Below are 25,834 nucleotides of genomic sequence, written 5' to 3' on the forward strand. Positions count from 1 at the left end.
GTTATAGTGTTGTTTTAAATGCTTTCATCGCGGCTAACATTACTTCAAATCCTCCGTTTTCTTCCTCAAGCAAAGGTTCTTCAGGAGCTAAAAGATGTTGCCGGTCTTGGTATGAATATAAAGTCCAGCGTTCATTATTATACTCCAGAGCAGTTAAGTTTTCAATCCAATCGCCACTATTTAAATATTCACAACTTCCCTTAGCAGTTTTTATTTTTTTTATACACGGCTGATGAATGTGGCCGCAAACAACGTAATCAAACTCATTGTCAATTGCCAAGTCTGTAGCTGTAGTTTCAAAATCATCAATAAACTTCAAGGCACTTTTTACACTGTTTTTTATTTTTTTGGAAAGAGAATATTTTTCACGCCCCGCTTTTTCAAGAAAATAATTTATGAATCTGTTGAAAAGAATTAAAAGATCATATCCCCAACCACCAAGTTTTGCAATCCATTTTGCGTGTTGTATAGAAGCATCAAATACATCACCATGAAAAAACCAAGCTCTTTTACCATCCAAATTGAGCAAAAGTTTATCTACAATTTGAATGTTGCCCATTTTGGTATCGCTAAATCTGCGCAACTTTTCATCGTGATTACCAGTTATGTAATACACTTTGGTGCCTTTGGTGGCAAGTGATAGTAGTTTTTTTATTATTAGCAGATGTGCTTTTGGAAAATAACGCTTTCGGAATTGCCAGATATCAATAATATCACCGTTCAAAATTATTTTTTTTGGCTTTACGGAATTTAAATAATTTAGTAATTCTTTAGCGTGGCAGCCGTAGGTCCCAAGGTGGACGTCTGATATTACAACTAGCTCAACTTTTCTTTTCAATCAAAAATATTTATACTACAAACTTCTAAAATTTAAAGAGTAAATATTTTACGTCAATGTTACGTTTGCTGTGCTTTATGGTTATTTGGGTTGTAGTATGTTTCTAAAATATTAAGGATAGTGTTTATTTTCATTATTCGTCCCTATCGTTTACATTTGTTGAAAACCATTATATGGCGGGAAATTCCTTCGGAACAATATTTAAACTTGCAACATTTGGCGAATCGCACGGTCCTTCTATCGGTGGAATTATAGATGGCTGTCCAGCAGGTATTTCATTAGATATTGAAGCGATACATGCTGAAATGCAGCGCAGAAAACCAGGTCAGTCTGCTATTGTTACCCAACGAAAAGAAGAAGATGAGGTAAAATTTCTTTCAGGAATTTTTGAAGGTAAAACAACTGGTATGCCCATTGGATTTCAAATTGAAAACACTGACCAAAAAAGCAAAGATTACAGCCACATAAAAGATATCTATCGTCCCTCACACGCTGATTTTACGTATGATAAAAAATACGGAATACGTGATTACCGCGGTGGAGGGCGTTCTTCTGCACGTGAAACTGCTTGCAGGGTTGTTGCCGGAGCGATTGCAAAACAATTATTGAAGAATATAAAGATCATCGCCTACGTTTCTTCTGTGGGTGAAATGGAACTGAAAAAACACTATTCCGAACTTGACTTTTCTGAAATCGAAAAAAACCCTGTTCGGTGTGCTGATGCAGCAATGGCTTCAAAAATGGAAGATTATATAAAGTCCATTCGAAAGGAAGGCGATACTGTTGGGGGAATAATTACCTGTGTTATCCAAAATGTTCCTATTGGTTTAGGCGAACCGGTTTTTGATAAATTACATGCTGAATTAGGAAAAGCAATGCTATCCATAAACGCCGTAAAAGGGTTTGAATACGGAAGCGGTTTTGCAGGAACCAAGATGAAAGGTAGTGAGCATAATGATGCGATTAATGAAAACGGAACCACGAAAAGCAACCACAGCGGCGGAATTCAAGGCGGAATAAGTAATGGCGAGGATATCTATTTTAAAGTTGCCTTTAAGCCTGTAGCTACCATTATGCAAAAACAGGAAACCATTAACAGCAAAGGAGAAAAAGCCGTTGCTGAGGGCAAAGGCCGTCACGATCCTTGTGTGGTTCCACGTGCTGTACCCATTGTTGAAGCCATGGCAGCATTGGTTTTGGCAGATTTTTATTTATTAAACAAAATTTCAAAATACGGAACAATTTAATATTTCTATGAAAAAACTAGCGCTACACTGGAAGATAATCATCGGACTTGTTTTAGGTATAATTTGGGCATTGCTTTCAAGTAAATTGGGCTGGAGCGAATTTACTATTGATTGGATAGCACCCTTTGGAAAAATTTTCATCAATCTCCTAAAGCTAATAGCTGTTCCTTTGGTGTTGGTTTCAATTATTACAGGTGTGGCAAACATTGGAGATCCTTCAAGCCTTGGAAGAATGGGAGGGAAGACACTACTTGCATATTTGCTTACAACACTTTTTGCAGTAGGTTTAGGTCTCGCGCTTGTTAACATTATTCAACCTGGAAAATTAATTGATGAACAAAGCAGAATTGACAACCGTATTAGTTATGAGGTTTGGGCCGCATCTGAAGGCTACGAAATAAAAGATGGAGTTAATTATTTACAGGATCCTGCATTCTTTGAACGTGCCCAAAAAATAACCGACCTTTCAAAGGGGGAACTGAGAGATGCCGCTGTAAGCGATAAAATGCAGACTGCTGAACAAACAAAAGAAGCTACACCCCTTCAACCTTTAGTAGATTTAGTTCCTGAAAACTTTTTCTTCTCGTTGACAAACAATGGGTTGATGCTTCAAATTATATTCTTCGGAATATTTTTTGGGGTTTGCCTCTTGCTTATTCCGAATGAAAAATCAAAACCCGTAACAGACTTTATGGATAGCGCAATGGAAGTTTTCCTAAAAATGGTAGACTTGGTTATGCAGGCAGCTCCTTTTTTCGTTTTTGCACTATTGGCGGGGGTTGTAAGTAAAATGGCTGGAGATGATATTGGAAAAGTATATGAAATATTTAAAGGCTTAAGCTGGTATTCACTAACCGTCTTTTTAGGATTGATGCTGATGATTTTTATTGTGTACCCTTTATTGATGAAGCTTTTTGTTAAAAAAATACCTTACAAAGGGTTTTTTAATGCAATTGCTCCCGCACAGACCTTGGCATTTTCAACTTCAAGTAGCGCCGCCACACTACCGGTAACTATGGAATGTGTGGAAGAAAATCTTGGGGTTGATAAAAAGATAACTAGTTTTGTTTTGCCAATTGGAGCAACAGTAAATATGGATGGAACTTGCTTGTATCAAGCTGTTGCTGTTGTTTTTCTCGCACAACTGCATATGATTGATTTAACATTCGGACAACAATTAACTATCGTACTTACTGCTACATTGGCCTCAATTGGTTCAGCCGCAGTACCGAGTGCAGGTCTAGTAATGCTTATAATTGTTCTGGAATCTGTTGGATTAAATCCGGCTTGGATTGCTATAATTTTTCCAGTAGATAGAATTTTAGATATGTTCCGAACCGTTGTAAACGTTACGGGAGATGCAACCGTTTGTACCATAATTGCTGATGGCGAAGGCATGCTTAATTACGATCCACAGGAAAATCCTTCTGAAACATTCGATTTAGATTCTTAAATAATTTAATGTTCATTAAACTTTTTTTATGACTAATCATTTAATAGAATAATGATGCGTCAAAGGTTTGAATTTCTTATATGATTATATTTTAACAGTTTAGTTTTTTGAAAAAAGATTAAATTTCAGTAATTTAGATTATTACTTCTCCCCGGGAACAAATGCCCGATCTAATTTTTTTTCTTGAATTTACCTATTTAGCTATGACTAAATATCATAGTTATGAAAAAAATTATCTTATTATTTTGTGCTGGCTGTACATTAGTAAATGTATTTGGCCAGGTGGGGATTGGAACCGTAAATCCCACTAATTCTTCAATGCTTGAAATTAGCAGTACCTCTGATGGAGGCACTACTTACAAAGGTTTTATGCCGCCTAGAGTTGATGTTGCTGCACAGCGGGATTTAATAAACCCTTCGGTAAACGATGTTGGTTTAATGGTTTTTGTGGAATCTATTGGATGTCTACAAATTTGGAACGGTACTAACTGGGAAAACATCAATTGTCTCGATAGAATAGCGGTTGAGCCTTGGATAAACGAATTTCATTATGACAATATTGGTGCAGACCTTGGTGAATTTGTAGAAATCGCTGGGCCTACTGGATTGGATTTAGGTAATTATAGATTATTGTTTTATAATGGGGTTGATGGATCTGTTTATTACGGACTTAATTTATCTGGAATAATTGATAATGAATCGAACAATTTTGGGGCTTTAAGTTTTTCTCCTCCTTCTATTCAAAATGAAATGGAAGGAATCGCTCTAATCAAAAGATCAAATGGTCAAGTCATACAGTTTATTAGTTATGAAGGCTCTTTTACAGCTACAGAGAATTTAGCTAATGGAATGACTTCAATTGATATAGTAGTTTTCGAGGATGGAACTGATTCTGCCGGGCTTTCCATTCAATTAACTGGAACTGGAGATTTTTATGGCGATTTTATTTGGAATGCCCCTACAGATGATTCTCCAGGAGATTTGAATGTGGGGCAAAATATTAATTGAGAATTTATTTAGTTTGCTGAATTAAAGAAACCTTTCCTTCAATTCCGCAGTTGGAATCATACAGCTTTCTTTTTTTCCGAACCACTTGTAACGATTACGGGCAATATAATCGTAAACAGCGTTGCGAATAAATTTTGGAACAATCATAAACCCAAAAAGTAGAGGATAAGCTCCAGATAGATCTTTAGAGATCCGAAGGGCAGCGGTAGATTTTTCGTAATGTTTTTCACCATCAATAAAAATAATGGAATCTACTTTTTTTGTATCAATTTTGAATTTTGCAACCAATTGTTTCCCAATCTCACTCTGAAGCGCCGCAAATTTGAAGATGTTTTTTTTATCTCGTTGAATGATATATGTAACCGCGCCATTGCATAGGTTGCAAACGCCGTCGAACAATATTATTTTGTGTTTTGCATTCATAATAATCTCTCGCTAAACTTAAGGAGACAAATATCCTGTCGAGTGCAGTCAAGAATTAATTAAACTTTTTCTAATTCCTCCAGACTTACATTAGTCGTAAACATTCCATAATTAACGATTGCTTTGTTTTTTTCAATAGTATCAATTGTTCCAATAGCCTTTCCGTCAATCATTCGAACCCTGTCGCCAATTTTGAGTGCAACTTTCGGTTTTGGGGAAGGTAATTTTTTTGCTTGTTCTTTTTCTTCCTTCTTCCGCTCACGAATTATTTCAACTTTTTGCTCAACTTCCTTAATAACATTTTGCTCTTTAACTTTTACAGCCTTTTTTACTTTTGGAGTCAACTTTTTTCGCTTGCTGTTTTCTATCATTACCAGCTTCATCAACTCATCAATCAACTGTTTTTTCTGCTTGTTGTTGAAATACTTTTCAGAAAGTACATCCACCTTTTTGCCTAAACTGATTAGTTTTTGGTTGGCATCAAATAATTCTTGATAGCTTTCCAGTTTTTCCTGTACGCGAGCATTTACTTCTTCTAATTGTTTGCCTTCAACTCGAGCTTTTTGTTCTTCATTTTTTAAAGATTCTGAAGTTTTCCGAAGATTTGAGCGCTCTTTTTGAAGGTTGGCAATCGTTTTATCAAAGCGAACTTTACCGCGTTCAATTTTTTTCTTTGCCTTATTTATAAGACTGTAGGGAATACCGTTTTTCTGAGCAACTTCAAACGTATAACTGCTTCCCGCTTCGCCCAAATGCAGATGATACAAGGGCTCCAAAGATTTATTGTCAAACTGCATATTGGCATTTATCGCGTCTGGCAGTTCGTTGGCCAATAGCTTTAAATTGGTATAATGCGTTGTGATTATCCCGAAAGCTTCACGCTCGTAAAAAACTTCCAAAAATGTTTCTGCCAATGCGCCACCAAGTTCGGGGTCGCTTCCAGTTCCAAATTCATCAATCAAAAAAAGTGTTTTATTGTTGCACTTTTTCAGAAATTGATTCATTTTTTTTAAGCGATAACTATAGGTACTCAAATGATTTTCAATGGATTGATTGTCGCCAATATCAGTTAAAATCCTTTTGAAAAAGCACATTTCACTTTGCGGTTCAGCGGAAATCAACATACCACTTTGCAACATTACCTGCAAAAGCCCAACTGTTTTAAGTGTAATACTTTTACCACCAGCATTTGGCCCAGAGATAACAATTATTCGTTTGTCGGGAACCAATTCAATGCTTTGCGGAAAGGTTTTTTCTTTCCTTTTATTGTTTGAAACCAACAGTAATGGGTGGAATGCTTTCTGAAGCGAAATCTTTTTTTCTGAAGTTATAATTGGCAAAACACCGTTTATTTTTAGAGCATATTTTGTCTTCGCGTATAGTACGTCCATTGTTATCAAGTATTCCTGATAACTCGCTAAAAGTGATGCATACGGTCGGACAAATTCAGTTAAAGCTTTTAATATTCGCTTTACTTCTTCGTCTTCTTCATAAAGCAAATTGCTAAGTTCATTAGCATATTCAAGGGTTTCCTGTGGTTCAATATAAACAATGCTTCCGGTTTTTGAACTACCCAAAACAGCGCCCTTTACTTTTTTTCGGTGCATCGCCTTTACGGCAAGAACACGACGATTTTCAACAACAGATTCGCGAATTTCATCCAAATAATCATTTTGAATGTATTGCGAAAGTGCTTTTGTAAAAGAGGAATTAATTTTTCCTTTTACCACATTCAATCTTCTGCGAATCATCCCTAACTCCGTAGAAGCTTCGTCTTTTATTTCGCCGTATTTGTCAACCCGTTTGTTTATTTCTTCAGAAATGATTGAAGTATAACTTACTTCTTCCGAAAAAGAATTCAAGTGAATGTAAAACTCTTCAAACTTTTTGAAAAATTTTAAAAGTATCCGAGTAGTTTCAGAAATGGAAAGAATTTTTCGAAAACCTGAAATTTCAAGCGAGCTGTTTTCAATATCCAGCAATCGCAACTCTCTAAAAATTGTATCAAAACCGTGGTTTGGAATTCTATTGTCTCCATCAAACGAAGCCGTAAATTCCTTTACACGTTGTAACTCAGGTTCAATTTCTTCAAAATCCTGAAATGGCGCTATTTCAAGTACCTGCTCACGCCCCGGTTCGGTTACACAAAATTCCGAGACTTGACGCAACACCGAAGGGAATTCAAGGTCTTCTAAAGTTTTACTGTCTATACGGAGTTTCCGTTTTATTTCCATTAATTTTACTTTTTCAGCAATCATACAAAAGTAATAATAATGCAGGTAACAATCGAACCCACATGGAAGGCGATTTTAAAGGATGAATTTGAGAAACCCTATTTTAAAGATTTAACCGAATTTGTTAAAGATGAGTATGCTTCAACCCTATGTTTTCCACCAGCGAAGGAGATTTTTTCAGCTTTTAACCACACTCATTTTGAGGAAGTAAAAGTTGTAATAATTGGGCAGGATCCTTATCACGGTCCGGGACAGGCGCACGGTCTTTGTTTTTCTGTTGGTGAAAATGTTGCTGTTCCACCTTCACTTAAAAATATTTTTGGGGAAATAAAAACAGACATTGGTTCATCACTTCCCCACAATGGAAATTTGGAACGTTGGGCAGATCAAGGCGTTCTACTTTTGAATGCAACACTAACGGTTCGCGCCCATCAAGCTGCAAGCCATCAAAATAAAGGTTGGGAAAAATTTACGGATGCAGTGATTGAAAAGCTTTCAAAAGAAAGAGAGGGATTGGTTTTTATGCTCTGGGGTGGACCCGCAAAGAAAAAAGGGGCAAAGGTGGATACTTCAAAACATTTGGTATTAACAAGTGGCCATCCTTCACCATTAGCAGCAAATAGGGGTTATTGGTTTGGAAACAAACACTTCAGTAAAACAAATGAATATTTAATAGGGAAAGGAAAAAAACCAATTGATTGGTGATTTTAGGAAAAGAAAAGAAATGGGGATATTTCTTATTCTTCTTCCGGTACTTCTGATTCGGTTGCGTCATTGCAGCTAAATTGCAATAGCAAGAAGTTTGTGACTAACAACGCTCCCAAAACGATTAAAAAAGTAGTCATAATATTTGATTTTATATCAATAAGATGCAGCTAACACTTTCGGGTTGCGTAAAAATTAAGATTTTTTTTAGAAATTTTGTAAAATGTTGTTTTCCTGAATTTTACCTTCTATCAAATCCAATTCCAATAGTTTTTGTTGAATTTTTTCCAGCTCTTCTGAAGTTAATTGACGGTCACTCCATTCAGTTAACGATAGCCATTCACGCACATCTTCAATTTTTTGACCGTAGCGTTTGGCTATCATTTCATCAATACTTGGCAGTGTATTAAAATTTTCTGTCATGGAATTTATTACTTCCAAAATATATTTGACACTTTCGGTATCATTTTCCAAAACATCATTTCGAACAGCTATAACAAAACTTGGCCACGGAGTAGGGGATTCGCCAATTAATCGAAACGTACCATTATCCACATGTGGTTTGGTCATAAACTTTTCCCACATAAAATAATCACCGTTTCCTTTTGGAAGCCCCTCTAAAGCCCCATCCAGATCTTTTATTACCTTAAAATACAAATCGTTCTTCAAATCCCATTCAAGGTTTTCAGCATTCACGAAAGCCATTAAATGTGAACCAGAACCAAAACGGCTTATTGCGGCTTTTGTTCCTTTTAAATCTGAAACCGTTTCATAATCTGAATTTGCAGCCACATGAATTCCCCAAAGCAGCGGAGATTTTACAAAAACTTGGACAATCTTGCTTTCATTGCCATTAATAATATCGCGTACCATTCCTTCGGTTAGAATTACAGCCATATCAATTTCTTTATCCCGCAAAGCACGACACATTTGACCTGTTCCGCCGGGATAATCCTTCCATCGCAGATTAATTCCTTTTTCGTTAAATTTCTTATCGCGAAGTGCGATGTACCAAGGCAAATTAAAATGTTCCGGCACGCCGCCAATTAAAAAGTTTTTCATTCTGTAATTTTTCCCAAAGTGTATTGAATAAGCGCTTCAATGGTTTTTGCTGCATCTTTGCTGAAATTTCCCGAAGCACGATTTGCGATAATCGCATTCATTGAAACTGCACGATGCCCAAGCAATTTAGACATTCCGTACATTGTGGCCGTTTCCATTTCTAAATTGGTTATTTTTTTCTTTTTATATCGGAAGGAAGTCAGTTTTTCATTCAAATTTATATCCTTCAATTTTGCGCGAAGCACGCGGCCTTGTGGCCCATAAAATCCAACATTGGTAATAGTTATACCAGAATATGTCTTTTCTGAAGAGAATTTTTTAAATAAAGCTTTATCTGCTTCCACAACATAAGGCACAGAATTGTCAGGATTCCATTGGGTATGATCTATAAAAGCTTGTGCAAATTCACGATTAAAAATTTTGTCTGTCTTGTCGTAATAATGCATTACGTTGTCCAAGCCAATACCCAAACTACTTATTAGAAAACTATCAACTTCAATCTCTGGCGTTAACCCTCCTGAAGTCCCAATTCTGATGATTTCAAGAGATATTAGCTTTTTTTTTGGTTGACGTTTTTCAAAATCTATGTTAACCAAAGCATCCAGCTCATTAAATACAATATCAATATTATCTGGACCAATTCCTGTGGAAATCACACTAATTCGTTTTCCTTTATAAGTTCCGGTGTGGGTTTTGAACTCTCTATGCTGTGCAGTTGTTTCAATAGTGTCAAAATATTTTGAAACCATTTCCACACGGTCAGGATCACCAACAGTAATTATTGTTGGGGCAAGTTGTGAAGGTTCCAAATCCAAATGGTAGATTTTTCCTTCTGGAGTCAATATTAATTCAGATTCCTCTATTCTCATCTTATCATTTTTATCCACCAACTCTTTTTACTTTAAAGCCCTTATCTTTTAAAAACTGCATAATCTTATCACGATAATCACCTTGAATGATTATTTGTTCATTTTTAAAACTTCCGCCAACGCTCAATAATTGTTTTATTTCCTTTGCAAGAATTTTAAAATCTGAATCTGCGCCGGTATAGCCTTCAATAATAGTTATCGGTTTGCCTTTTCGCTTTTCATATTTACAAATCAATGGATCATCTTGCATCCAAATAGTAGATTCCTCCTCGGTTTCAGGAACCTCTTTTGGTTCGTGATCGGGGAAAAGGTTTTTTAATTGGTCTTCTAGAGATTTCAATGTATTAGATTTCAGGTTTAATTATAAACTGTCTTGGGCACTGCTTACTTCTTTATGAGTCCTATTTCTACTAAACGTTGGTGTAAAAATTTACCTGCGGTTATATCTTCGTAGGCTTTTGGGTGTTCAGCGTCAATACATTCTTCCAAACAATTCAGTTTCATATCGCTTCGCGGATGCATAAAGAAAGGGATGGAATATCTTGGACTGCCCCATTCCTCGCGAGGTGGATTTACAACTCTATGGATTGTAGAACGCAATTTATTATTAGTAAGTCGTTCCAGCATATCGCCCACATTTATAACCAACTCATCCTCATTTGGGATTGCGTCAATCCATTCGCCATCTTTTCGCAACACTTGAAGTCCGCCAGCAGATGCGCCCATTAATAATGTAATCAAATTTATATCTCCGTGAGCTCCCGCACGCACTGCGCCTTTGGGTTCTTCGGTTATAGGTGGGTAGTGAATTGGTCTTAAAATACTATTTCCATTTGTTGCCCAATGGTCAAAATAAAACTCATCCAGACCTATATATATAGCTAAGGCCCTAAGCACATAAATCCCTGTTTTTTCAAGCATTCGGTATGCTTCCATACCTGTATGGTTAAAATCCAGCAATTCTTTAACATGTACGTTTTTCGGATATTCTTCTTCAAGATTGGCATCGGCAGTAGGTTCTTGTCCAAAGTGCCAAAACTCTTTTAAATCACCTTCTTTCTTTCCTTTAGCATGCTCTTTTCCAAAAGAAATATAACCTCGCTGGCCGCCAAGTCCTTCAATTTCATATTTTTCCTTTACTTCAATCGGCAGGGCAAAAAAACTTTTTACTTCTTTATAAAGTTCGTCCACCAAATTATCACTGAGAAAATGGTTTTTAAGCGAAACAAAGCCTATATCTTCATAAGCGGAGCCTATTTCATTTACAAATTTTTGTTTTCTATTTGGGTCTTCGGAAATAAAGTCGGCCAAATCTACGCTGGGTATATTATTCATAGCAATTAAATTTAGGGTACAAAGATACCAAATTGTAAAAGTTTTTCCGAAGATAAAATTTGCTTTAATAATCCGTATTACAATGGTTTTTTTCTACTTTTGAATCTTCTAATTACTAATGATGAAACCTGAAACAACTCCACATATTTTTTTTGATTATAACCGAAAGGATCTTGACAATAAAACCTTGCTAAAACTCTATCGCGGAATGTTGAAGCCGCGAATGATAGAAGAAAAAATGCTAATTCTGTTGCGTCAGGGAAAAGTGTCAAAATGGTTTAGTGGAATAGGGCAGGAAGCAATTTCAGTAGGAATCACGGCTGTTTTAGACAAAGACGAGTACATATTGCCTATGCATAGAAATCTCGCAGTATTCACTATGCGCGATATTCCCCTTCACAGATTATTTTCGCAATGGCAGGGAAAAGCCAACGGTTTTACAAAAGGACGCGATAGAAGTTTTCATTTTGGAACTCAGGAATTCCATATTATTGGAATGATTTCGCATTTAGGCCCACAATTTGGCGTTGCTGATGGAATTGCTTTGGCTAACAAATTAAAAGGGAACAATAAAGTGTGTGCCGTATTTACAGGTGAAGGCGGAACAAGCGAAGGAGATATTCACGAAGCACTAAACGTTGCTTCTGTCTGGCAACTCCCGGTTTTATTCTGTATTGAAAATAATGGTTACGGACTTTCAACCCCCACCAATGAACAATATAATTGTGAGAACCTTGCAGATAGAGGCAAAGGCTACGGCATGGAATCACATATTATTGAAGGTAACGACATTTTGGAAGTTTACACAAAATTGAAAGATCTAGTGGAAAGCATACGTACAAATCCACGTCCTGTGCTTTTAGAATTCAAAACTTTTAGAATGCGTGGCCACGAAGAAGCTAGTGGGACAAAATACGTTCCAACAGATTTAATTGACGAATGGGGCTTACGTGACCCCCTTCTAAATTTTGAAAGTTATTTGCTATCCGAAGGAATTCTTTCTGATGAAAAGATCCAACAGTTTAAAAATGAGTTTAAGCACGAGATTGATGAAAATTTGGATATAGCTTTTGCAGAACCAAAAATAGAATCTACTGAAGCTAATGAATTAAATGATGTTTACAAAGAATTTAAATATCAAGAAGTTAAGGAAAATTTAGAAACAGAAAATATACGTTTAATTGATGCGATTTCTCACGGTTTGAAACAGTCCATGGAACGTCATGACAATCTTGTGATAATGGGTCAAGACGTTGCTGAATACGGGGGTGTTTTCAAAATTACTGAAGGTTTTGTAGAGCAATTCGGTAAAGAGCGGGTACGTAATACACCTATATGTGAATCTGCTATTGTTTCTGCAGCAATGGGTCTTTCAATAAATGGATTTAAAGCTGTGGTAGAAATGCAGTTTGCAGATTTTGTTACTTCTGGTTTTAACCCAATCATTAATTACCTGGCAAAAAATTATTACCGTTGGAACGAAAAAGCTGATGTGGTTGTACGTATGCCTTGCGGGGCAGGAGTAGGCGCAGGACCTTTTCACAGCCAGACAAATGAAGCTTGGTTTACACATACACCAGGTTTAAAAGTAGTTTATCCCGCATTTCCGTATGATGCAAAAGGTTTATTAGCTACGAGCATTGAAGACCCAAACCCCGTAATGTTTTTTGAACACAAAGCACTATATAGAAGTATACGTCAAGATGTGCCTACTGATTATTATACAATCCCATTGGGGAAAGCATCTTTATTAAAAGAAGGAAAAGATGTCACTATTATAACCTACGGCGCAGGTGTTCATTGGGCTTTAGAAACTTTAGATCAAAACCAGGAAATTAGCGCAGACTTAATTGATCTAAGAACATTGATACCTTTGGATACTGAAACTATTTATAAATCTGTTGAAAAAACAGGAAAGGTTATTATACTTCAAGAAGATTCTTTGTTTGGAGGTATTGCGTCAGATATTTCAGCATTGATAATGGAAAATTGTTTTGAACACTTAGACGCTCCCGTTAAAAGAGTTGCCAGTTTGGAAACGCCTGTTCCGTTTGCTTCAAATTTAGAATCTGCCTATCTTCCTAAGAATAAATTCAAAGAAAACCTATTAGATTTGCTTTCTTACTAGTATTTTAACATTCGTTGTTAAACTTTAGATAAAGGAAATCCAAATGTTAAAATTGTTGTTTACTTTAGTATCATACTAATCATTAAAACACATTATTATGATACGCTGGATTGTTATTTTTCTAGTCATTGCATTGATTGCAGCAGTTTTTGGATTTGGAGGCATCGCAGAAGGTGCAGCTGATATAGCCAAAATTATTTTTTACATTTTTATTGTACTATTAGTACTATCGTTACTTTCAAGTCTATTTAGAAAGTAAAATTACTTAACCCTTTTTTAAAAACAAACTATCATTTATGAAAAAAATCCTCATTTTGGCCCTTATTGCGGTCACAGCTTTTTCGTGTGGAACACCTAAGACTGTTCAAGAATCCCGAAAAGTTATTAAAGGCTATTGGGCTTTAAACAGTATCTCTTATGACTCTTCAGGAAAATATAATGTTACCTTATTTAATGACACTTCAGTAGAGTGTTTTGAAGGAAGTAACTGGAGATTTATACCAAATAATAATACAGGTAATTATACTATTGAAAATTCAAATTGTCCAACGGGACAACGTGATTTTATCTTTACAATTCAAGAAATTGACCCCGCAACTGGTTTGTATGATTTCCTTTTAAAACCCACAAATGCCAAAGGTAAATCAGATACAAATGTTGGTTTCAGACTTCGTCTTGCTCAATTAAACGAATCTTCGATGCGTTGGGAGCAAACAGTAAATTTGGACGGGAAACCATTCAAAATAAATATGAACTTTTCTAAAATTCAAGAATAATTATGAAGACATTTTTTAAACAAACTGCATTAGTAACTTTAGCTTTAACCCTTATTGTTAGTTTAGGGAGCTGTGAAGCTACCCGTAATGCAAATAATAAACAAAAAGGTGCTGTAATTGGCGCTACCGGCGGAGCTATTTTGGGAGCCATTATAGGTAATAATGTCGGAAAAGGTGGAAACGGAGAGCTTGGGGCTGTAATTGGCGGTGTAGTAGGCGGTGGAGCAGGTGTTCTTATCGGAAACAAAATGGACAAGCAAGCTCAAAAGATTGAAGAAGAAATTCCTGGTGCTCAAGTAGTAAGAGTAGATGATGGAATCGTTGTAACTTTTGATGAAAACAGCGGTGTTTATTTTGATACAGCTAAATATAACATCAACACAGCATCACAAAACACGTTAGACAAACTAGCAAATGTGCTAAAAGAATATCCTGATACTGATGTTCTTGTGGTAGGTCATACAGATAGCGTAGGTGCTGAAGAGATGAATTTAACACTTTCTAAAAACAGAGCTCAATCTGTAACAAATTATTTTGTTCAAAACAAAGGATTGAGTTCCGGAAGATTTACTACTAACTGGTATGGAGAAACTGCTCCAGTAGCAGATAACTCAACAGCTGAAGGCCGTGCAAAAAACAGACGTGTTAACCTTGCAATCGTTCCAAATCAAAAAATGAAGAACGAGGCTAAACAACAAGCTGGCGAATAATATTGAAATAAAAATAAATTTTAAATCCCGTACCATAATTGGACGGGATTTTTTTTAGTTTTAAAGGAACGGATGACAAACTTAAAAAAATGGGATATTATTGTAATAGGGGGCGGACTTGCCGGTCTCTGCACTGCATTACATCTAGCAAATAATAATTGTAAAGTCTGTTTGATTGAAAAAACTGATTACCCACATCACAAAGTTTGCGGTGAATATGTAAGCAATGAAGTATTGCCCTATTTACAATCTTTAGGAATTGATCCTTTTTCAATTGGGGCCAAAAAAATAAATAAATTTGAATTTACCGATAAAAGCGGTTTCCCCTTAAACGTAAATCTACCGTTGGGCGGATTTGGATTGAGTAGATATGCTTTTGACAATTTAATATATCAAACCCTCAAAAACAAAGCAACAATTGTTTTTGACACCGTTGAAAAAATTGATTTTGATAAAAATCAATTCACTGTTTCCACACAAAGTAAAACTGTTTATAAAACAGACTTTGTTGTCGGTTCTTTCGGAAAACGTTCTAATATTGATTCCTTTTTAAAACGAGACTTTATGAAGCAAACTTCTTCTTGGCTTGCTGTAAAAAGTCATTATGAATATGATTTGCCAGAAGATACTGTTGCCCTTCATAATTTTAACGGCGGTTATTGTGGCTTAAGCAAAACAGAAACTAATGCAGTTAATGCCTGTTATCTTACTACTTTCAAATCATTTAAAAAATATGGAGATATTAAAAATTTTCAAAAAAAGGAACTTTCAAAAAATCCTTTTTTAGAAAAATTCTTTCGAGAAGCAACCCCAATTTTTAAAAACCCATTAACCATTAGTCAGATCTCATTCAATAAAAAGATGCCTGTTGAAAATCATATTTTTATGGTTGGAGACAGTGCTGGTTTAATACACCCTTTGTGCGGCAATGGTATGGCAATGGCCATTAAAAGCGCTCAGATTTTTTCAAATATATTTTTAAAAGCTTTCCAAAATAACAGTTTTGATAGATTAAAATTGGAAGAAGCCTACACAAAGAAATGGCAAAATGAATTCGGCGAACGCTTAAAAACAGGAAGATTAATTCAGCGAGTCCTATTGAATCCTTATGCTTCTAAAATAGGATTTTCAATGGCGAGAGCCGTACCTTCCATTGTGCCAAAAATTATCAAAAAAACCCACGGAACCAAATCTCTATGATAACTTTCAACAATAAACAAAGATCCCATCAAATAGAAATAATGGACGATTTGGATTTTCAAGGGGAAGAAATGAAAAATGTATTAAACGATCTAAAAAACGTAAACAGATGGCTTGGCGGCAACAATATAACTATTGACGGAATAGAGAAACTCCTAAATGGCTATTCAAAAAATTCTTTAATTACTATATTAGACTTAGGTTGTGGAGATGGAGAGTTGCTTCGTAAATGTGCAGACTACGGAAAAAATAATAATTACAATTTTGAATGTATAGGAATAGATTTCAACGAAAATATTTTGGAATTCGCCAAAAAAAAGAGTTTCAACTATCCAAACATAAAATTTAAAAAAATTGATGTTTTTTTAGAAGAGGAATTACTTCCCAATTGCGATATTGCAATATGTACATTGTTTTTACATCATTTCAGCAGTGAAAAAATTGAAACACTACTAAAAATAATTCTTGAAAAATCTAAAAAAGGATTGATAATTAACGATTTGCAGAGAAGCCTAACCGCATTTAAACTTTTTAAATTTGTTAGTCAAATGTTTTTGAAAACAAAAACTGCCCAACACGATGGTTTGGTTTCCATTGCCAGAGGCTTCAAGAAAGATGAGCTTGAGAATATTTCAAAAAAAATCCCAAATCAAAAAAGCAAAATCCAATGGCGATGGGCTTTCCGTTATCAGTGGATACTTAAAAAAAATATATGAACGTAAAAATAACAACCGTAGCAAAACAACTGCCGCCGTACAGTAGAAATACCGATGAAGTAATTCCATTTGTAAAGCAATGGATGCACGAGCAAGATACCCGTTTTCAGAGAAAAGTGATAAAAATATTTGAAGGTGCGGGGGTGGACAAACGCTACTCCATTATGGATCCCATAGAGGTTTTCACCAATACAAGTTTTGAGGCACGCAATGATATTTATATCCGAGAAATTACTAAGCTTGGCAAACAATGCGTTGAAAAAGCATTGGAAAAAGCGAATTGGGAACCCACAGATATTGATTTTATAATTACCGTAAGTTGTACGGGAATAATGATTCCATCTGTTGATGCATATTTAATAAACGAACTTAAAATGAAACAGGACATCGTTCGGCTACCGGTAACAGAGATGGGCTGTGCCGCAGGTGTTTCGGGAATTATTTACGCAAATAATTTTTTAAAGGCAAACCCTGGGAAACGCGCTGCAGTAATTGCGTTGGAGGCACCAACTGCCACTTTTCAGCTAGATGATTTTTCAATGGTAAACATTGTGAGCGCAGCAATTTTTGGTGATGGCGCAGCTTGTGTTTTACTATCTTCCAACGAAGAAGATACCGGTCCCGAAATACTTGCTGAAGAAATGTACCACTTTTATGATTCTACAGATATGATGGGCTTTAAGCTTGTAAATACAGGATTACAAATGATTCTTGATAAAGGAGTACCTGAAAAAATTGCTGAACATTTTCCTGCTATTGTACATCCATTTTTGAAAAAAAATAATTTTGATATTAAGGATATTGATCACCTCATTTTTCATCCCGGAGGACGAAAAATACTAGAAACAGTTGAGGATTTATTCGGCAGTTTGGGCAAAAACATTGAAGATACTAAAGAAGTGCTTAAATTGTACGGAAATATGAGCAGCGCGACCGTACTTTATGTTTTGGAAAGATTTATGGACCAAAAACCTACAAAAGGAGATTTAGGTTTAATGCTAAGTTTTGGTCCTGGATTTTCGGCACAGCGCGTTTTACTGAAATTTTAAAATTTCTTTATTCCAAATGAAATAATATTTATGAAAGAATTCGAAAATCAATGGGCAATTATTCTTGGAGGCAGTAGCGGCCTTGGACTTGCAAGCGCCAAAAAACTTGCTTTCCACGGAATGAACATCTGCATTGTCCATAGAGATCGAAAAAGTAATTTAGCCGCATTTGATGAAGAAGTAAATAAAATGGAATCGTATGGAGTAAGGGTTAAAACTTTTAATCAAGATGCTTTAAGCAATGATGTTAGAAATGCCATTGTTCAAGAATTTCCAAAGAATAGCGTTAAACTATTGGTGCACAGTATCGCCAAGGGAAGTTTAAAAAAAATGAATGGAAGCGAGGAAGAATTACTTTCAAAACAGGATTTTGACATTACCATTCACGCCATGGCCACAAGTTGGTATGAATGGAGCCAAGCTTTAATACATAACGAAATATTCACGAAAAAAGCGAGAAATGTTGCTTTCACCAGTGAAGGAAATAGTAGAGTATGGCCAGGTTACGGCGCGGTTTCAGCAGCAAAATCTGTACTTGAGGCACTAATGCGAAATATGGCTGTGGAATTAGCTCCGCTGGAAATAACGACCAATTGCATTCAGGCTGGAACCACAGAAACTCCTTCATTTTTAGTAATTCCGGGTAGCGATGAACTTGCAAAAATGGCAAAAAAGAGGAATCCTTTTCAGAAACTAACACAACCTGAGTATGTTGCGAATGTATTGTATTTGCTCTGCAAAGATGAAGCCGATTGGATAAATGGAACCATACTGAAAGTAGATGGCGGGGAAAGCCTGAGATGATTAACGATTTTAAATTTTGAAACATAACTATATTCTTAATTCACTTCCGTATTCCGAACCATTTTTGTTTGTGGATGAAATACTCTCTGTGTCGGAATATGCTATAAAGGGAACATATACATTTGAGCACGATGCTTACTTTTATAAAGGACATTTTAAGGACTATCCAATTACACCGGGTGTAATTTTAACGGAATGTATGGCACAGATTGGCTTGGTATGTTTTGGAATCTATCTTTTAAATGGAAAAACTATTTCAGAGAAATCCACATTTGCATTGAGTAGTACTGAAATTGATTTTTATCTTCCTGTCTATCCAGGTGAAAAAGTTTCCGTTGTTTCAGAAAAAATATATTTTAGATTTCAAAAATTAAAGTGTAAAGTAAAAATGCTAAATGCAAAAGAGCAAGTTATTGCTAAAGGAACTATTAGCGGAATGATTTTGAAAGAGAATAAATCCAAATGAAGAAACGCGTTGTAATTACTGGTCTGGGAATTGTTTCTCCAAATGGGGTAGGGATTCCAGCATTTACGAAAGCAATTAAAAAGGGCGTTTCTGGAATCCAGTTTTTCCCCGAACTGCGCGATCTCAATTTTTCTTGTCAGCTGGGTGCAATGCCAACTATTTCCGAAGAAAAAAAAAGGGAATATCTTTCAGAGCTACAACTTCGAAATTTTAATAGCAGTGGGATTTTATATGGAATAATAGCAGGAATGGATGCATTTAAAGATGCAAAATTGGAACCTGCAAAAAATGATGATGAACCACTCTGGGATTTGGGAATAATATTTGGAAGTGGTACAAGTGGCGTTGAAAAATTTCGCGAAGCAATTTATAAAATTGACGATAAAAACGTGCGGCGACTGGGAAGCAATTCCGTAGCCCAAACTATGACAAGTGGGGTAAGCGCTTATCTAGGTGGGCTCATTGGCGCTGGAAATATGGTTACAGCCAATTCTTCTGCTTGCGCAACTGGCACAGAATCACTCTTGATGGGTTATGAGCACATTGCCAATGGAAAAGCTACCTATATGCTTTGCGGCAGTACAAGTGATCAAGGACCGTATATTTGGGGCGGTTTTGATGCCATGAAAGTTACAACCTATAAATACAATAATACTCCCAAAAAGGTTGCAGGCCCCATGAGCGCAGATGCTAGCGGATTTGTTCCTGGAAGTGGGGCAGGGGCTTATTTATTAGAATCATTGGAAAATGCGCAAAATCGCGGTGCCACTATTTATGCAGAAATTTTGGGCGGAGCTATAAACAATGGAGGCCAAAGAGGAGGAGGAAGTATGACGGCACCCAATAGTTTAGCAATTCAAAAATGTATAAAACACGCATTGAAAGATGCAAATATTTCCGCATCGGAGATTGAATATATAAATGGTCACTTAACTGCAACAATTAAAGATCCGGACGAGATTGAAAACTGGAGCATTGCATTGGATCGAAAAGGGAATGACTTTCCGTATATAAATTCTCTAAAAGGAATGGTAGGTCATTGCTTGGCGGCAAGTGGAAGTATTGAAATTGTTTCAGCAATTCTTCAACTTTACGAGGGCTTTATTTTTCCAAATGTAAATTGTGAAAATTTGCATCCAAGAATTACTGAAGTCATTTCTCAAGAAAGAATTTCGACGAAATTAGTTAAAACCTCGTTACATACCATAGCCAAGGCTAGTTTTGGTTTTGGTGATGTAAATGCTTGTGCTATCTTTAAAAAAATTTAAAACTATGAATTCAGAAGAAATTTACAGGCTTCTTGAACCTATTATAAAAACCTACTTGCCTGAGGACATTTCAGCAAAAGAAATAAATAGAAACAGTGATTTGACCCGAGAACTGAATATAAACTCGGCCCATCTTGTAGATATAGTTTTAGATATTGAGGATGTGTTCAATATTGAATTCAAAAATGAAGATATGGAAAGTCTTCGCAATGTAAACGATGCAATTTCACTCATTCAACAAAAGATTTCTGGCTAAATAATTATTTAAACAGTTGTCTTATCATTTTGTTAATTCTTCTTTATAAACCAGTTAAAGTGGGTTAATTTTTTTGTTTCGCCTTTATGAATGATTAATTTTAAGTAAATTAAAATATTATGAAAAAATTATTTCTATTATTATTTGTTTTTACTACGTTTTCGGCATTCTCACAAGATCCATTTTTGCAAAAATCGAATCCAGAATCAAAAAAGGAAGCTGTTAAAATTACAAATAGTTATATTCCAAAACTTGCCTTAACTGGTAAGCAACAGCTTTTATTTCAACAAAAAGTTGAGGAATTTTTGATTAGAAGATATAAAATTGAAGCAGAATTTGAAGGAAAAGAAAAACTCAACATGCTCTATCAACTTCAACAGCAAGAAACTGATGAAATGAATAACATAATTACACTTCCGCAAATGGAAGTCTACAAAAAGGTAAAACCAACTATTCAACCATTGGAAACAGTAAAAAAGGACGAATAATTATTCGTCCTTTTCAATAAAATTTTCATCTTCTGTTGTGCTCTCAATATCTGGATCGTCACCGTCCATTGGGCTTTGTTCCAAACCAGCTGAATCTACCTCAAAAAATTCCATAATTTCTGGGGGATTATCTATTTGTTTGGTTCGTTTTCCTTTAATAGCAATAGGTCTTGAAATTACGCAATCATTTTTTTGTATGATCTTAAGCCAGTCGTTGGAGCTAAATTCTGCAGTACTCTCATCACTCAAATCGAGTTCTCTTTTATCTACCAAATCTCCAATTTTCACCCCCAGAGCCTCAGCAATTTCTGCCCATTGTGTATCTGAAACTTTAGTTTTCGCTATATCTATGGCCAAGTATTTTTCGTTAAGTCCCGTTAAATAACTTAAAGTATGTCTGCCCACGCGGGTATTGCTACTGTAAATAAGGGTTAACTGCCTTTCATTTCTTGCTATCACTCCCATATCATTCATCTGTATTAGTCTTTTTTTATTTAAGGTATAGTGCCAAGTAGTATTTACATATTTTTTTACGAAATGTTATTTGGCATTTTAAATTAATGTGAATTCAGTTTTTCTTTTCTTTTTTGAAGTTGTGAACGAAGTTCTGTAATAACTTTTGCCACAGAAGCTTCAAAAGAGCCTAAAGATGTTTCGGCAAAAATAGTGGGGCCAGGCATAGCCAAACGAATACTGCATATTTTTCCGAGCTCAGGATTGGAAGTATTTTCTTTTTTAAAATAAACATCTGCACTTACAATTGCATCATATTTATTTTCAAGTTTATTTAGTTTTTCAGCTACAAAAGCTTCCAATCTCGGACTCCCTGCCACCTCGTGGTATTCAAAATTTATATTCATAATCGTTGGTTTTATTTATCAATTTTAAAGATACAATAGCCAAAAATCCATTCCAAACTTTTAATAGGATTTTGTGAAATTAATCTTCTTCAGCGGGCTGCGGGTTTGGATCGGGGATGAGGAGAGAGGCAATTATACCTCCCGCCAATGAAAAACCAATTACACTAAGCGAAAGCCATTCAGGGATTTCAATATTGTGGGAAAGAATCATTTTTACACCAACAAAAGCTAGTATTACTACCAAACTATAATTAATATATCTAAACTTGGTCAACATCCGTGATATTAAAAAATACATAGATCGTAGTCCTAAAATTGCTAAAATATTCGAACTGAAAACTATAAACGGATCTGCTGTTATGGCAAGGATGGCAGGAATACTATCCAGGGCAAAAAGAATGTCCGTCAATTCAATTATTATTAGTGCAACAAAAAGTGGAGTAGCAGCGCGAATACCCATGCGTTTGATGAAAAACTTATCCCCGTCCATCTTGTAACTTATCGGAAAAAGCTTTTTTAGGAAACGGAACATCTTTGATTTTTTAGGATCGAATTCCTCCTCTTTGTGGAACAACATTCTAAAAGCAGTAATCAAAAGAAAACCACCAAAAACATAAATTATCCAATCAAACTTATTGATTAAAGCAACGCCAAAAAAGATCATTAACGCCCTAAATACAATTGCTCCTAAAATTCCCCAAAACAGAACTTCGTGTTGGTACTTCTTCGGAATAGCGAAGGAAGAAAAAATTACCGCTATTACAAAAACGTTGTCAATACTTAATGAGAGCTCTATTAAATAGCCTGTTATATATTTTAATACTGCAAGTTTTGGTGTAAGATCTGTTGGATTCTCAATCAAACCATCCTTAAAGAGCCAATAAATTACCCCAGAAAAACTAAGCGCTACAGTTACCCAAATTGCGGTCCAAATAGCAGCTTCTTTAGTTTTTATTACATGTGGATTTCGGTTAAAAACACCCAAGTCCAAAGCCAGAAATAATATAATAAAAGCAATAAAAATTACCCAGACAATCATTAATTAATATTTTGAACAAAAATAAGTGCAAATACTGTCTTAAAAATATAGGAAAATGTTAATAATAGAATAGAGCGTTAAATCTTTTTTAAAAACTTTTTAAGACAATACAAACTTGGTACATTTAAAATAAAAAACATGGAAAAATTGACTACAATTCAAAAAATCACCCCATTAGATTACCCTGTTTTAGATAATATAAAAAATAGATGGAGCCCTAGAAATTTTGCAGAAACCCCTATCACTGAAGAAAAAGTGAAGGTGTTACTGGAAGCTGGCCGTTGGGCTCCAAGTGCTTCTAATATTCAGCCGTGGCGCGTAATTTGGGGAATTAAAGGAACTGAAATGTACGATCGTATTTTTGATTGTTTAGACGAATTCAACCAAAGTTGGGCAGTAAATTCACAAATGCTGTGGATAAATGCTTTCAAAAAAACAATGGAAAAGAACGAAAAGGAAAATTTTCATGCCCTGCACGATCTCGGCCTTTTTATGGGAAATATAGTTCAACAAGCCCACAGTATGAACATTGGTGTGCACCAAATGGCAGGGGTTCAGTTTAAAAAAGCCCAAAAGGATTTTCACTTTCCAGAAGACTACCACGTAACTACGGCTGTTGCTTTTGGATATTTTGGAGGTGATCCCGAAGATTTACCCGACGATTTGAAAAAACAGGAATTAGAGAAAATGCGGGAAAGGAAACCCCAGCAGGAATTTGCTTTCAACGGAAATTTTAAAGATAAAAAATAATAATTCAGATAATTATGAGCGATAAAAAAAAACATGCAGATTTTCAAGATGAATACAGAAAATCATCAAATTTTGGAAAACTTCAACAAGATGAAAATCTCAAAATTAAAGGAGATGGAGAATTAAAGGTTGAAAATGATACTGAAATGAAATTGAAATCTGAACAAAAAAAGATTTCAGATACACTTAAGGAAATCAATTCAGAAGAAGAATAAAACTAAAAATCATGAAAATAGGAGTAATAGGAAGTGGAAATATAGGAGGTAATCTTGGAAAACATTGGGCAAAAGCTGGGCACGAAGTTTTGTTTTCTTCTAGGCATCCTGAACAATTAAATACTTTGGTAAAAGAAGCAGGAGGAAAGGCAAAAGCAGTAAGCCTCGATGAAGCGTGGGAAGCAAATGCAGACGTATACCTATTGGCTGTACCTTTTAAGGCAATAGATAAATTATCTGAACTTTATGCTGGTGAATACGGCAACAAAGTTATAATTGATGCTACCAATCCATACCCCGAAAGAGATGGTGAGATGGCACAGGAAGTTCGGGACAGTAATAGAAATGCTTCGGAATATACCGCCATGAAATTTGGAACAGCCAAAACGGCCAAAGCGTTCAATACTATTTATGCCGAACACTTAAAGGATAGAGCATTTAGGGATACTGATAAACTGGCAATCCCATTTGCAGCCCAAGATGAAGAAAGCAAACAGTTAACGCAACAGCTCATTGAAGATATCGGTTTTGAGGCTGTATATATTGGCGGATTAGAAAACACACATATTATGGATCCCGATCAAAAAATTTATGGAAAATCCACCAATAGAGAACATTTAGAAGCAATGATTAAAAAATAAAATCATTGCCTTATAAAAAGAAAGGTTTCGTTTTTGATAAACTAAAAAATTTTATCTTCGAAGAACGAAACCTTTTTTGGTATCAACACACTATATGCTAAAAAAAAAGAACAACGAAACCGAAGAACAGAAAAACATTGATGAGGAATTGAAAAAATCAGAGTCCTCTGAACTGACGCATGCAAAATCGCACGGTGAAATCCTTAAACAACAAATAATTGAGGGGCAGGAAACTTATGATAAAAATCCTATAAGTATCTTGCTAAGTTCATTTACCGCTGGTCTTGAGATAGGTTTCAGTTACCTACTTATTTGCACGCTTTTTTTCTTTCTCCAAGGTAAAGTAGAAGAAGACACAATAATTAAATTATTGTCTTTTGTTTATCCTGTTGGGTTTATTATGGTGATTTTAGGGCAATCTATTTTGTTCACAGAACACACTTCTTTATTAACGCTTCCCGTTCTAAATAAAAAAAGAACATTGCATAGCTTATTAAAATTGTGGGGCTTAGTAATATTGGGAAATTTAATTGGTGGCTATGCTATTGCATTTTCATTGGTTTGGATAGGCCCGCATTTAGGAATATTTGACCTAAAAACTGTTGAAAAAATAGCTATACACGTCACAAATTATGACAATACAGTAATTTTTGTAAGTGCAATTCTAGCTGGTTGGTTAATGGGTTTACTTTCTTGGCTTATTGCAGCTTCAAAAAGCACACTTAGTAGAATAGTTTTAATATTTATGATTACCGCAGTTTTGGCATTTACAGGGCTGCACCATAGCATAGTAGGGAACGTAGAGGTGTTTGCTGGCCTAATAAGTTCTCCAGAAATAACCATTATAGAGTATGTAGTATTTATTTGCTTGGCACTTTTGGGAAATGCCCTAGGTGGAGCTTTCTTTGTAGCTCTGCTGAAATACCGAGCATTTGTTTATGATGTGGAATAATAAAGCGCTACACTTTCGGAATTTATATAAAATAGAAAATCCCATTAAATAAAGGGATTTTCTGTTTTACTTATAAAAAGTAGAATTCATTTAACCAGGATTAATATTTGCTCCTGGTTTAGTTTTAACTTTTGGTTTTGCTTTCTTTTTTGCAGGTTTTGAAGAAGCTTCTGGCTTCTTTTTTGGCTTGTCATCTGGCGTCGATTTCATATCTGGCGGTGTTGGCATAATTGAAAGATTTTAGTTACACAATGCTTAAAGATAAGCATTTTATCGATAGTTTTCAATTTATTATATTGAAAAAACGAATAACCTTTTTGAATTTGAGTAACTTAGCGAGGC

At 35.4% G+C, this 25,834-nt stretch carries 31 protein-coding genes; 20 read left to right on the forward strand and 11 right to left on the reverse strand.

The window, feature by feature from the left end:
- Window position 1: 1 nt before the first annotated feature.
- Window positions 2-838: a UDP-2,3-diacylglucosamine diphosphatase gene (locus AEQU1_RS15880; protein WP_111882677.1), complete on the reverse strand. Its 837-nt coding sequence runs from the start codon at window positions 836-838 to the stop codon at window positions 2-4.
- A 173-nt stretch (window positions 839-1,011) separates the two neighbouring features.
- Here AEQU1_RS15880 and aroC point away from each other — a divergent pair, with 173 nt between their 5' ends.
- The 3 genes from aroC (at window position 1,012) to AEQU1_RS15895 (ending at window position 4,546) form a co-directional block, all read left to right on the forward strand.
- The gene (gene aroC / locus AEQU1_RS15885; RefSeq protein ID WP_111882679.1) at window positions 1,012-2,085 is read left to right on the forward strand and encodes a chorismate synthase; all 1,074 of its coding nucleotides are present in this window, start codon (window positions 1,012-1,014) and stop codon (window positions 2,083-2,085) included.
- Between the two features lie 7 nt (window positions 2,086-2,092).
- The gene (locus AEQU1_RS15890) at window positions 2,093-3,538 is read left to right on the forward strand and encodes a dicarboxylate/amino acid:cation symporter (protein WP_111882680.1); all 1,446 of its coding nucleotides are present in this window, start codon (window positions 2,093-2,095) and stop codon (window positions 3,536-3,538) included.
- Between the two features lie 222 nt (window positions 3,539-3,760).
- Window positions 3,761-4,546 carry a hypothetical protein gene (locus tag AEQU1_RS15895; RefSeq protein WP_111882682.1) on the forward strand — a complete coding sequence of 262 codons (786 nt, stop codon included), beginning with the start codon at window positions 3,761-3,763 and terminating at the stop codon, window positions 4,544-4,546.
- 21 nt (window positions 4,547-4,567) lie between these two features.
- On the opposite strand, the gene AEQU1_RS15900 is transcribed toward AEQU1_RS15895, so the two are convergent.
- Both AEQU1_RS15900 and AEQU1_RS15905 read right to left on the reverse strand, forming a co-directional pair.
- Window positions 4,568-4,969, reverse strand: a complete 402-nt coding sequence (locus AEQU1_RS15900) for a thiol-disulfide oxidoreductase DCC family protein (protein ID WP_111882683.1) — start codon at window positions 4,967-4,969, stop codon at window positions 4,568-4,570.
- A 59-nt stretch (window positions 4,970-5,028) separates the two neighbouring features.
- A complete protein-coding gene (locus tag AEQU1_RS15905; RefSeq protein WP_111882761.1) occupies window positions 5,029-7,203 on the reverse strand; it encodes an endonuclease MutS2 in 2,175 nt (724 codons plus the stop codon).
- A gap of 39 nt (window positions 7,204-7,242) precedes the next feature.
- On the opposite strand from AEQU1_RS15905, the gene ung reads away from it, so the two are divergent.
- On the forward strand, window positions 7,243-7,908 hold the full coding sequence (ung, locus tag AEQU1_RS15910; RefSeq protein ID WP_111882685.1) for a uracil-DNA glycosylase: 666 nt from the start codon (window positions 7,243-7,245) through the stop codon (window positions 7,906-7,908).
- A gap of 207 nt (window positions 7,909-8,115) precedes the next feature.
- Here the strand turns inward: ung and AEQU1_RS15915 are convergent, their stop codons facing one another.
- Genes AEQU1_RS15915 through AEQU1_RS15930 form a run of 4 tightly spaced genes read right to left on the reverse strand, consistent with a single transcriptional unit; the run spans window position 8,116 to window position 11,174 of the window.
- Window positions 8,116-8,970, reverse strand: coding sequence for a substrate-binding domain-containing protein (locus AEQU1_RS15915; RefSeq protein WP_111882687.1), 855 nt, complete (start codon window positions 8,968-8,970; stop codon window positions 8,116-8,118).
- A complete protein-coding gene (locus AEQU1_RS15920; RefSeq protein ID WP_111882763.1) occupies window positions 8,967-9,839 on the reverse strand; it encodes a nucleoside phosphorylase in 873 nt (290 codons plus the stop codon). The genes AEQU1_RS15915 and AEQU1_RS15920 overlap by 4 nt, the downstream gene beginning before the upstream one ends.
- 10 nt (window positions 9,840-9,849) lie before the next feature.
- The gene (locus AEQU1_RS15925; RefSeq protein ID WP_111882688.1) at window positions 9,850-10,179 is read right to left on the reverse strand and encodes a translation initiation factor; all 330 of its coding nucleotides are present in this window, start codon (window positions 10,177-10,179) and stop codon (window positions 9,850-9,852) included.
- A gap of 44 nt (window positions 10,180-10,223) precedes the next feature.
- Complete coding sequence (locus AEQU1_RS15930; RefSeq protein ID WP_111882690.1) at window positions 10,224-11,174, reverse strand: isopenicillin N synthase family oxygenase; 951 nt, start codon at window positions 11,172-11,174, stop codon at window positions 10,224-10,226.
- Window positions 11,175-11,292: 118 nt separating this feature from the next.
- On the opposite strand from AEQU1_RS15930, the gene AEQU1_RS15935 reads away from it, so the two are divergent.
- The 12 genes from AEQU1_RS15935 (at window position 11,293) to AEQU1_RS15990 (ending at window position 21,035) form a co-directional block, all read left to right on the forward strand.
- Window positions 11,293-13,302 carry a thiamine pyrophosphate-dependent enzyme gene (locus AEQU1_RS15935; RefSeq protein ID WP_111882691.1) on the forward strand — a complete coding sequence of 670 codons (2,010 nt, stop codon included), beginning with the start codon at window positions 11,293-11,295 and terminating at the stop codon, window positions 13,300-13,302.
- A 97-nt stretch (window positions 13,303-13,399) separates the two neighbouring features.
- Window positions 13,400-13,561, forward strand: coding sequence for a DUF1328 domain-containing protein (locus tag AEQU1_RS15940; RefSeq protein WP_111882693.1), 162 nt, complete (start codon window positions 13,400-13,402; stop codon window positions 13,559-13,561).
- Window positions 13,562-13,598: 37 nt separating this feature from the next.
- Window positions 13,599-14,078, forward strand: coding sequence for a lipocalin family protein (locus AEQU1_RS15945; protein WP_111882694.1), 480 nt, complete (start codon window positions 13,599-13,601; stop codon window positions 14,076-14,078).
- Between the two features lie 2 nt (window positions 14,079-14,080).
- Window positions 14,081-14,788 (forward strand): OmpA family protein, encoded by a 708-nt coding sequence (locus AEQU1_RS15950; RefSeq protein WP_111882696.1) that lies wholly within the window; start codon window positions 14,081-14,083, stop codon window positions 14,786-14,788.
- Between the two features lie 72 nt (window positions 14,789-14,860).
- The gene (locus AEQU1_RS15955) at window positions 14,861-15,988 is read left to right on the forward strand and encodes an NAD(P)/FAD-dependent oxidoreductase (protein ID WP_111882697.1); all 1,128 of its coding nucleotides are present in this window, start codon (window positions 14,861-14,863) and stop codon (window positions 15,986-15,988) included.
- The gene (locus tag AEQU1_RS15960) at window positions 15,985-16,704 is read left to right on the forward strand and encodes a methyltransferase domain-containing protein (RefSeq protein ID WP_111882699.1); all 720 of its coding nucleotides are present in this window, start codon (window positions 15,985-15,987) and stop codon (window positions 16,702-16,704) included. The genes AEQU1_RS15955 and AEQU1_RS15960 overlap by 4 nt, the downstream gene beginning before the upstream one ends.
- Window positions 16,701-17,753, forward strand: a complete 1,053-nt coding sequence (locus AEQU1_RS15965; protein ID WP_111882701.1) for a type III polyketide synthase — start codon at window positions 16,701-16,703, stop codon at window positions 17,751-17,753. Before AEQU1_RS15960 ends, AEQU1_RS15965 begins: the two co-directional genes overlap by 4 nt.
- A gap of 30 nt (window positions 17,754-17,783) precedes the next feature.
- Window positions 17,784-18,557, forward strand: a complete 774-nt coding sequence (locus AEQU1_RS15970; protein ID WP_111882702.1) for an SDR family oxidoreductase — start codon at window positions 17,784-17,786, stop codon at window positions 18,555-18,557.
- 16 nt (window positions 18,558-18,573) lie between these two features.
- Window positions 18,574-19,023, forward strand: coding sequence for a 3-hydroxyacyl-ACP dehydratase FabZ family protein (locus AEQU1_RS15975; RefSeq protein ID WP_111882704.1), 450 nt, complete (start codon window positions 18,574-18,576; stop codon window positions 19,021-19,023).
- On the forward strand, window positions 19,020-20,291 hold the full coding sequence (locus AEQU1_RS15980) for a beta-ketoacyl synthase (protein ID WP_111882705.1): 1,272 nt from the start codon (window positions 19,020-19,022) through the stop codon (window positions 20,289-20,291). Before AEQU1_RS15975 ends, AEQU1_RS15980 begins: the two co-directional genes overlap by 4 nt.
- Window positions 20,292-20,295: 4 nt before the next feature.
- Window positions 20,296-20,547 carry an acyl carrier protein gene (locus AEQU1_RS15985; protein ID WP_111882764.1) on the forward strand — a complete coding sequence of 84 codons (252 nt, stop codon included), beginning with the start codon at window positions 20,296-20,298 and terminating at the stop codon, window positions 20,545-20,547.
- Between the two features lie 119 nt (window positions 20,548-20,666).
- Window positions 20,667-21,035 (forward strand): hypothetical protein, encoded by a 369-nt coding sequence (locus AEQU1_RS15990; protein ID WP_111882707.1) that lies wholly within the window; start codon window positions 20,667-20,669, stop codon window positions 21,033-21,035.
- Here the strand turns inward: AEQU1_RS15990 and AEQU1_RS15995 are convergent, their stop codons facing one another.
- From AEQU1_RS15995 to AEQU1_RS16005, 3 genes are all read right to left on the reverse strand, one after another.
- On the reverse strand, window positions 21,036-21,509 hold the full coding sequence (locus tag AEQU1_RS15995; protein WP_111882708.1) for an arsenate reductase family protein: 474 nt from the start codon (window positions 21,507-21,509) through the stop codon (window positions 21,036-21,038).
- An 83-nt stretch (window positions 21,510-21,592) separates the two neighbouring features.
- Window positions 21,593-21,895, reverse strand: a complete 303-nt coding sequence (gene hpf, locus AEQU1_RS16000) for a ribosome hibernation-promoting factor, HPF/YfiA family (RefSeq protein ID WP_111882710.1) — start codon at window positions 21,893-21,895, stop codon at window positions 21,593-21,595.
- 79 nt (window positions 21,896-21,974) lie between these two features.
- Window positions 21,975-22,934: a TerC family protein gene (locus AEQU1_RS16005; protein ID WP_111882711.1), complete on the reverse strand. Its 960-nt coding sequence runs from the start codon at window positions 22,932-22,934 to the stop codon at window positions 21,975-21,977.
- Window positions 22,935-23,072: 138 nt separating this feature from the next.
- On the opposite strand from AEQU1_RS16005, the gene AEQU1_RS16010 reads away from it, so the two are divergent.
- The 4 genes from AEQU1_RS16010 to AEQU1_RS16025 all read left to right on the forward strand — a co-directional run bounded on the left by AEQU1_RS16010 (window position 23,073) and on the right by AEQU1_RS16025 (window position 25,492).
- Entirely contained in the window at window positions 23,073-23,684 is a 612-nt protein-coding gene (locus AEQU1_RS16010) for a nitroreductase family protein (RefSeq protein WP_111882713.1), read from the forward strand.
- 14 nt (window positions 23,685-23,698) lie between these two features.
- Window positions 23,699-23,899 (forward strand): hypothetical protein, encoded by a 201-nt coding sequence (locus AEQU1_RS16015; protein ID WP_111882714.1) that lies wholly within the window; start codon window positions 23,699-23,701, stop codon window positions 23,897-23,899.
- Window positions 23,900-23,910: 11 nt separating this feature from the next.
- Window positions 23,911-24,540 carry an NADPH-dependent F420 reductase gene (locus AEQU1_RS16020; RefSeq protein WP_111882715.1) on the forward strand — a complete coding sequence of 210 codons (630 nt, stop codon included), beginning with the start codon at window positions 23,911-23,913 and terminating at the stop codon, window positions 24,538-24,540.
- 94 nt (window positions 24,541-24,634) lie between these two features.
- Window positions 24,635-25,492 carry a formate/nitrite transporter family protein gene (locus AEQU1_RS16025; RefSeq protein WP_111882717.1) on the forward strand — a complete coding sequence of 286 codons (858 nt, stop codon included), beginning with the start codon at window positions 24,635-24,637 and terminating at the stop codon, window positions 25,490-25,492.
- A gap of 90 nt (window positions 25,493-25,582) precedes the next feature.
- Here the strand turns inward: AEQU1_RS16025 and AEQU1_RS16030 are convergent, their stop codons facing one another.
- Complete coding sequence (locus AEQU1_RS16030; RefSeq protein ID WP_181566800.1) at window positions 25,583-25,720, reverse strand: hypothetical protein; 138 nt, start codon at window positions 25,718-25,720, stop codon at window positions 25,583-25,585.
- Window positions 25,721-25,834: the final 114 nt, after the last annotated feature.

Origin of the sequence: Aequorivita sp. CIP111184, from assembly GCF_900489465.1 — a bacterium.
Lineage (GTDB): Bacteria > Bacteroidota > Bacteroidia > Flavobacteriales > Flavobacteriaceae > Aequorivita.

Excerpts from the sequence above, each read along its gene's own strand:
- AEQU1_RS15965 (WP_111882701.1), top strand. The coding sequence starts at position 16,701 with ATGAACGTAAAAATAACAACCGTAGCAAAACAACTGCCGCCGTACAGT.
- AEQU1_RS15980 (WP_111882705.1), top strand. The coding sequence starts at position 19,020 with ATGAAGAAACGCGTTGTAATTACTGGTCTGGGAATTGTTTCTCCAAAT.
- AEQU1_RS15955 (WP_111882697.1), top strand. The coding sequence starts at position 14,861 with ATGACAAACTTAAAAAAATGGGATATTATTGTAATAGGGGGCGGACTT.
- AEQU1_RS15960 (WP_111882699.1), top strand. The coding sequence starts at position 15,985 with ATGATAACTTTCAACAATAAACAAAGATCCCATCAAATAGAAATAATG.
- AEQU1_RS15920 (WP_111882763.1), bottom strand. The coding sequence starts at position 9,839 with ATGAGAATAGAGGAATCTGAATTAATATTGACTCCAGAAGGAAAAATC.
- AEQU1_RS15895 (WP_111882682.1), top strand. The coding sequence starts at position 3,761 with ATGAAAAAAATTATCTTATTATTTTGTGCTGGCTGTACATTAGTAAAT.
- AEQU1_RS15995 (WP_111882708.1), bottom strand. The coding sequence starts at position 21,509 with ATGAATGATATGGGAGTGATAGCAAGAAATGAAAGGCAGTTAACCCTT.
- AEQU1_RS15930 (WP_111882690.1), bottom strand. The coding sequence starts at position 11,174 with ATGAATAATATACCCAGCGTAGATTTGGCCGACTTTATTTCCGAAGAC.
- AEQU1_RS15950 (WP_111882696.1), top strand. The coding sequence starts at position 14,081 with ATGAAGACATTTTTTAAACAAACTGCATTAGTAACTTTAGCTTTAACC.
- AEQU1_RS15940 (WP_111882693.1), top strand. The coding sequence starts at position 13,400 with ATGATACGCTGGATTGTTATTTTTCTAGTCATTGCATTGATTGCAGCA.
- AEQU1_RS16010 (WP_111882713.1), top strand. The coding sequence starts at position 23,073 with ATGGAAAAATTGACTACAATTCAAAAAATCACCCCATTAGATTACCCT.
- AEQU1_RS15990 (WP_111882707.1), top strand. The coding sequence starts at position 20,667 with ATGAAAAAATTATTTCTATTATTATTTGTTTTTACTACGTTTTCGGCA.
- AEQU1_RS15915 (WP_111882687.1), bottom strand. The coding sequence starts at position 8,970 with ATGAAAAACTTTTTAATTGGCGGCGTGCCGGAACATTTTAATTTGCCT.
- AEQU1_RS15890 (WP_111882680.1), top strand. The coding sequence starts at position 2,093 with ATGAAAAAACTAGCGCTACACTGGAAGATAATCATCGGACTTGTTTTA.
- AEQU1_RS16015 (WP_111882714.1), top strand. The coding sequence starts at position 23,699 with ATGAGCGATAAAAAAAAACATGCAGATTTTCAAGATGAATACAGAAAA.
- AEQU1_RS16005 (WP_111882711.1), bottom strand. The coding sequence starts at position 22,934 with ATGATTGTCTGGGTAATTTTTATTGCTTTTATTATATTATTTCTGGCT.
- hpf (WP_111882710.1), bottom strand. The coding sequence starts at position 21,895 with ATGAATATAAATTTTGAATACCACGAGGTGGCAGGGAGTCCGAGATTG.
- AEQU1_RS15905 (WP_111882761.1), bottom strand. The coding sequence starts at position 7,203 with ATGGAAATAAAACGGAAACTCCGTATAGACAGTAAAACTTTAGAAGAC.
- ung (WP_111882685.1), top strand. The coding sequence starts at position 7,243 with ATGCAGGTAACAATCGAACCCACATGGAAGGCGATTTTAAAGGATGAA.
- AEQU1_RS15970 (WP_111882702.1), top strand. The coding sequence starts at position 17,784 with ATGAAAGAATTCGAAAATCAATGGGCAATTATTCTTGGAGGCAGTAGC.
- AEQU1_RS15985 (WP_111882764.1), top strand. The coding sequence starts at position 20,296 with ATGAATTCAGAAGAAATTTACAGGCTTCTTGAACCTATTATAAAAACC.
- AEQU1_RS15900 (WP_111882683.1), bottom strand. The coding sequence starts at position 4,969 with ATGAATGCAAAACACAAAATAATATTGTTCGACGGCGTTTGCAACCTA.
- AEQU1_RS15935 (WP_111882691.1), top strand. The coding sequence starts at position 11,293 with ATGATGAAACCTGAAACAACTCCACATATTTTTTTTGATTATAACCGA.
- AEQU1_RS16030 (WP_181566800.1), bottom strand. The coding sequence starts at position 25,720 with ATGCCAACACCGCCAGATATGAAATCGACGCCAGATGACAAGCCAAAA.
- aroC (WP_111882679.1), top strand. The coding sequence starts at position 1,012 with ATGGCGGGAAATTCCTTCGGAACAATATTTAAACTTGCAACATTTGGC.
- AEQU1_RS15945 (WP_111882694.1), top strand. The coding sequence starts at position 13,599 with ATGAAAAAAATCCTCATTTTGGCCCTTATTGCGGTCACAGCTTTTTCG.
- AEQU1_RS16020 (WP_111882715.1), top strand. The coding sequence starts at position 23,911 with ATGAAAATAGGAGTAATAGGAAGTGGAAATATAGGAGGTAATCTTGGA.
- AEQU1_RS16025 (WP_111882717.1), top strand. The coding sequence starts at position 24,635 with ATGCTAAAAAAAAAGAACAACGAAACCGAAGAACAGAAAAACATTGAT.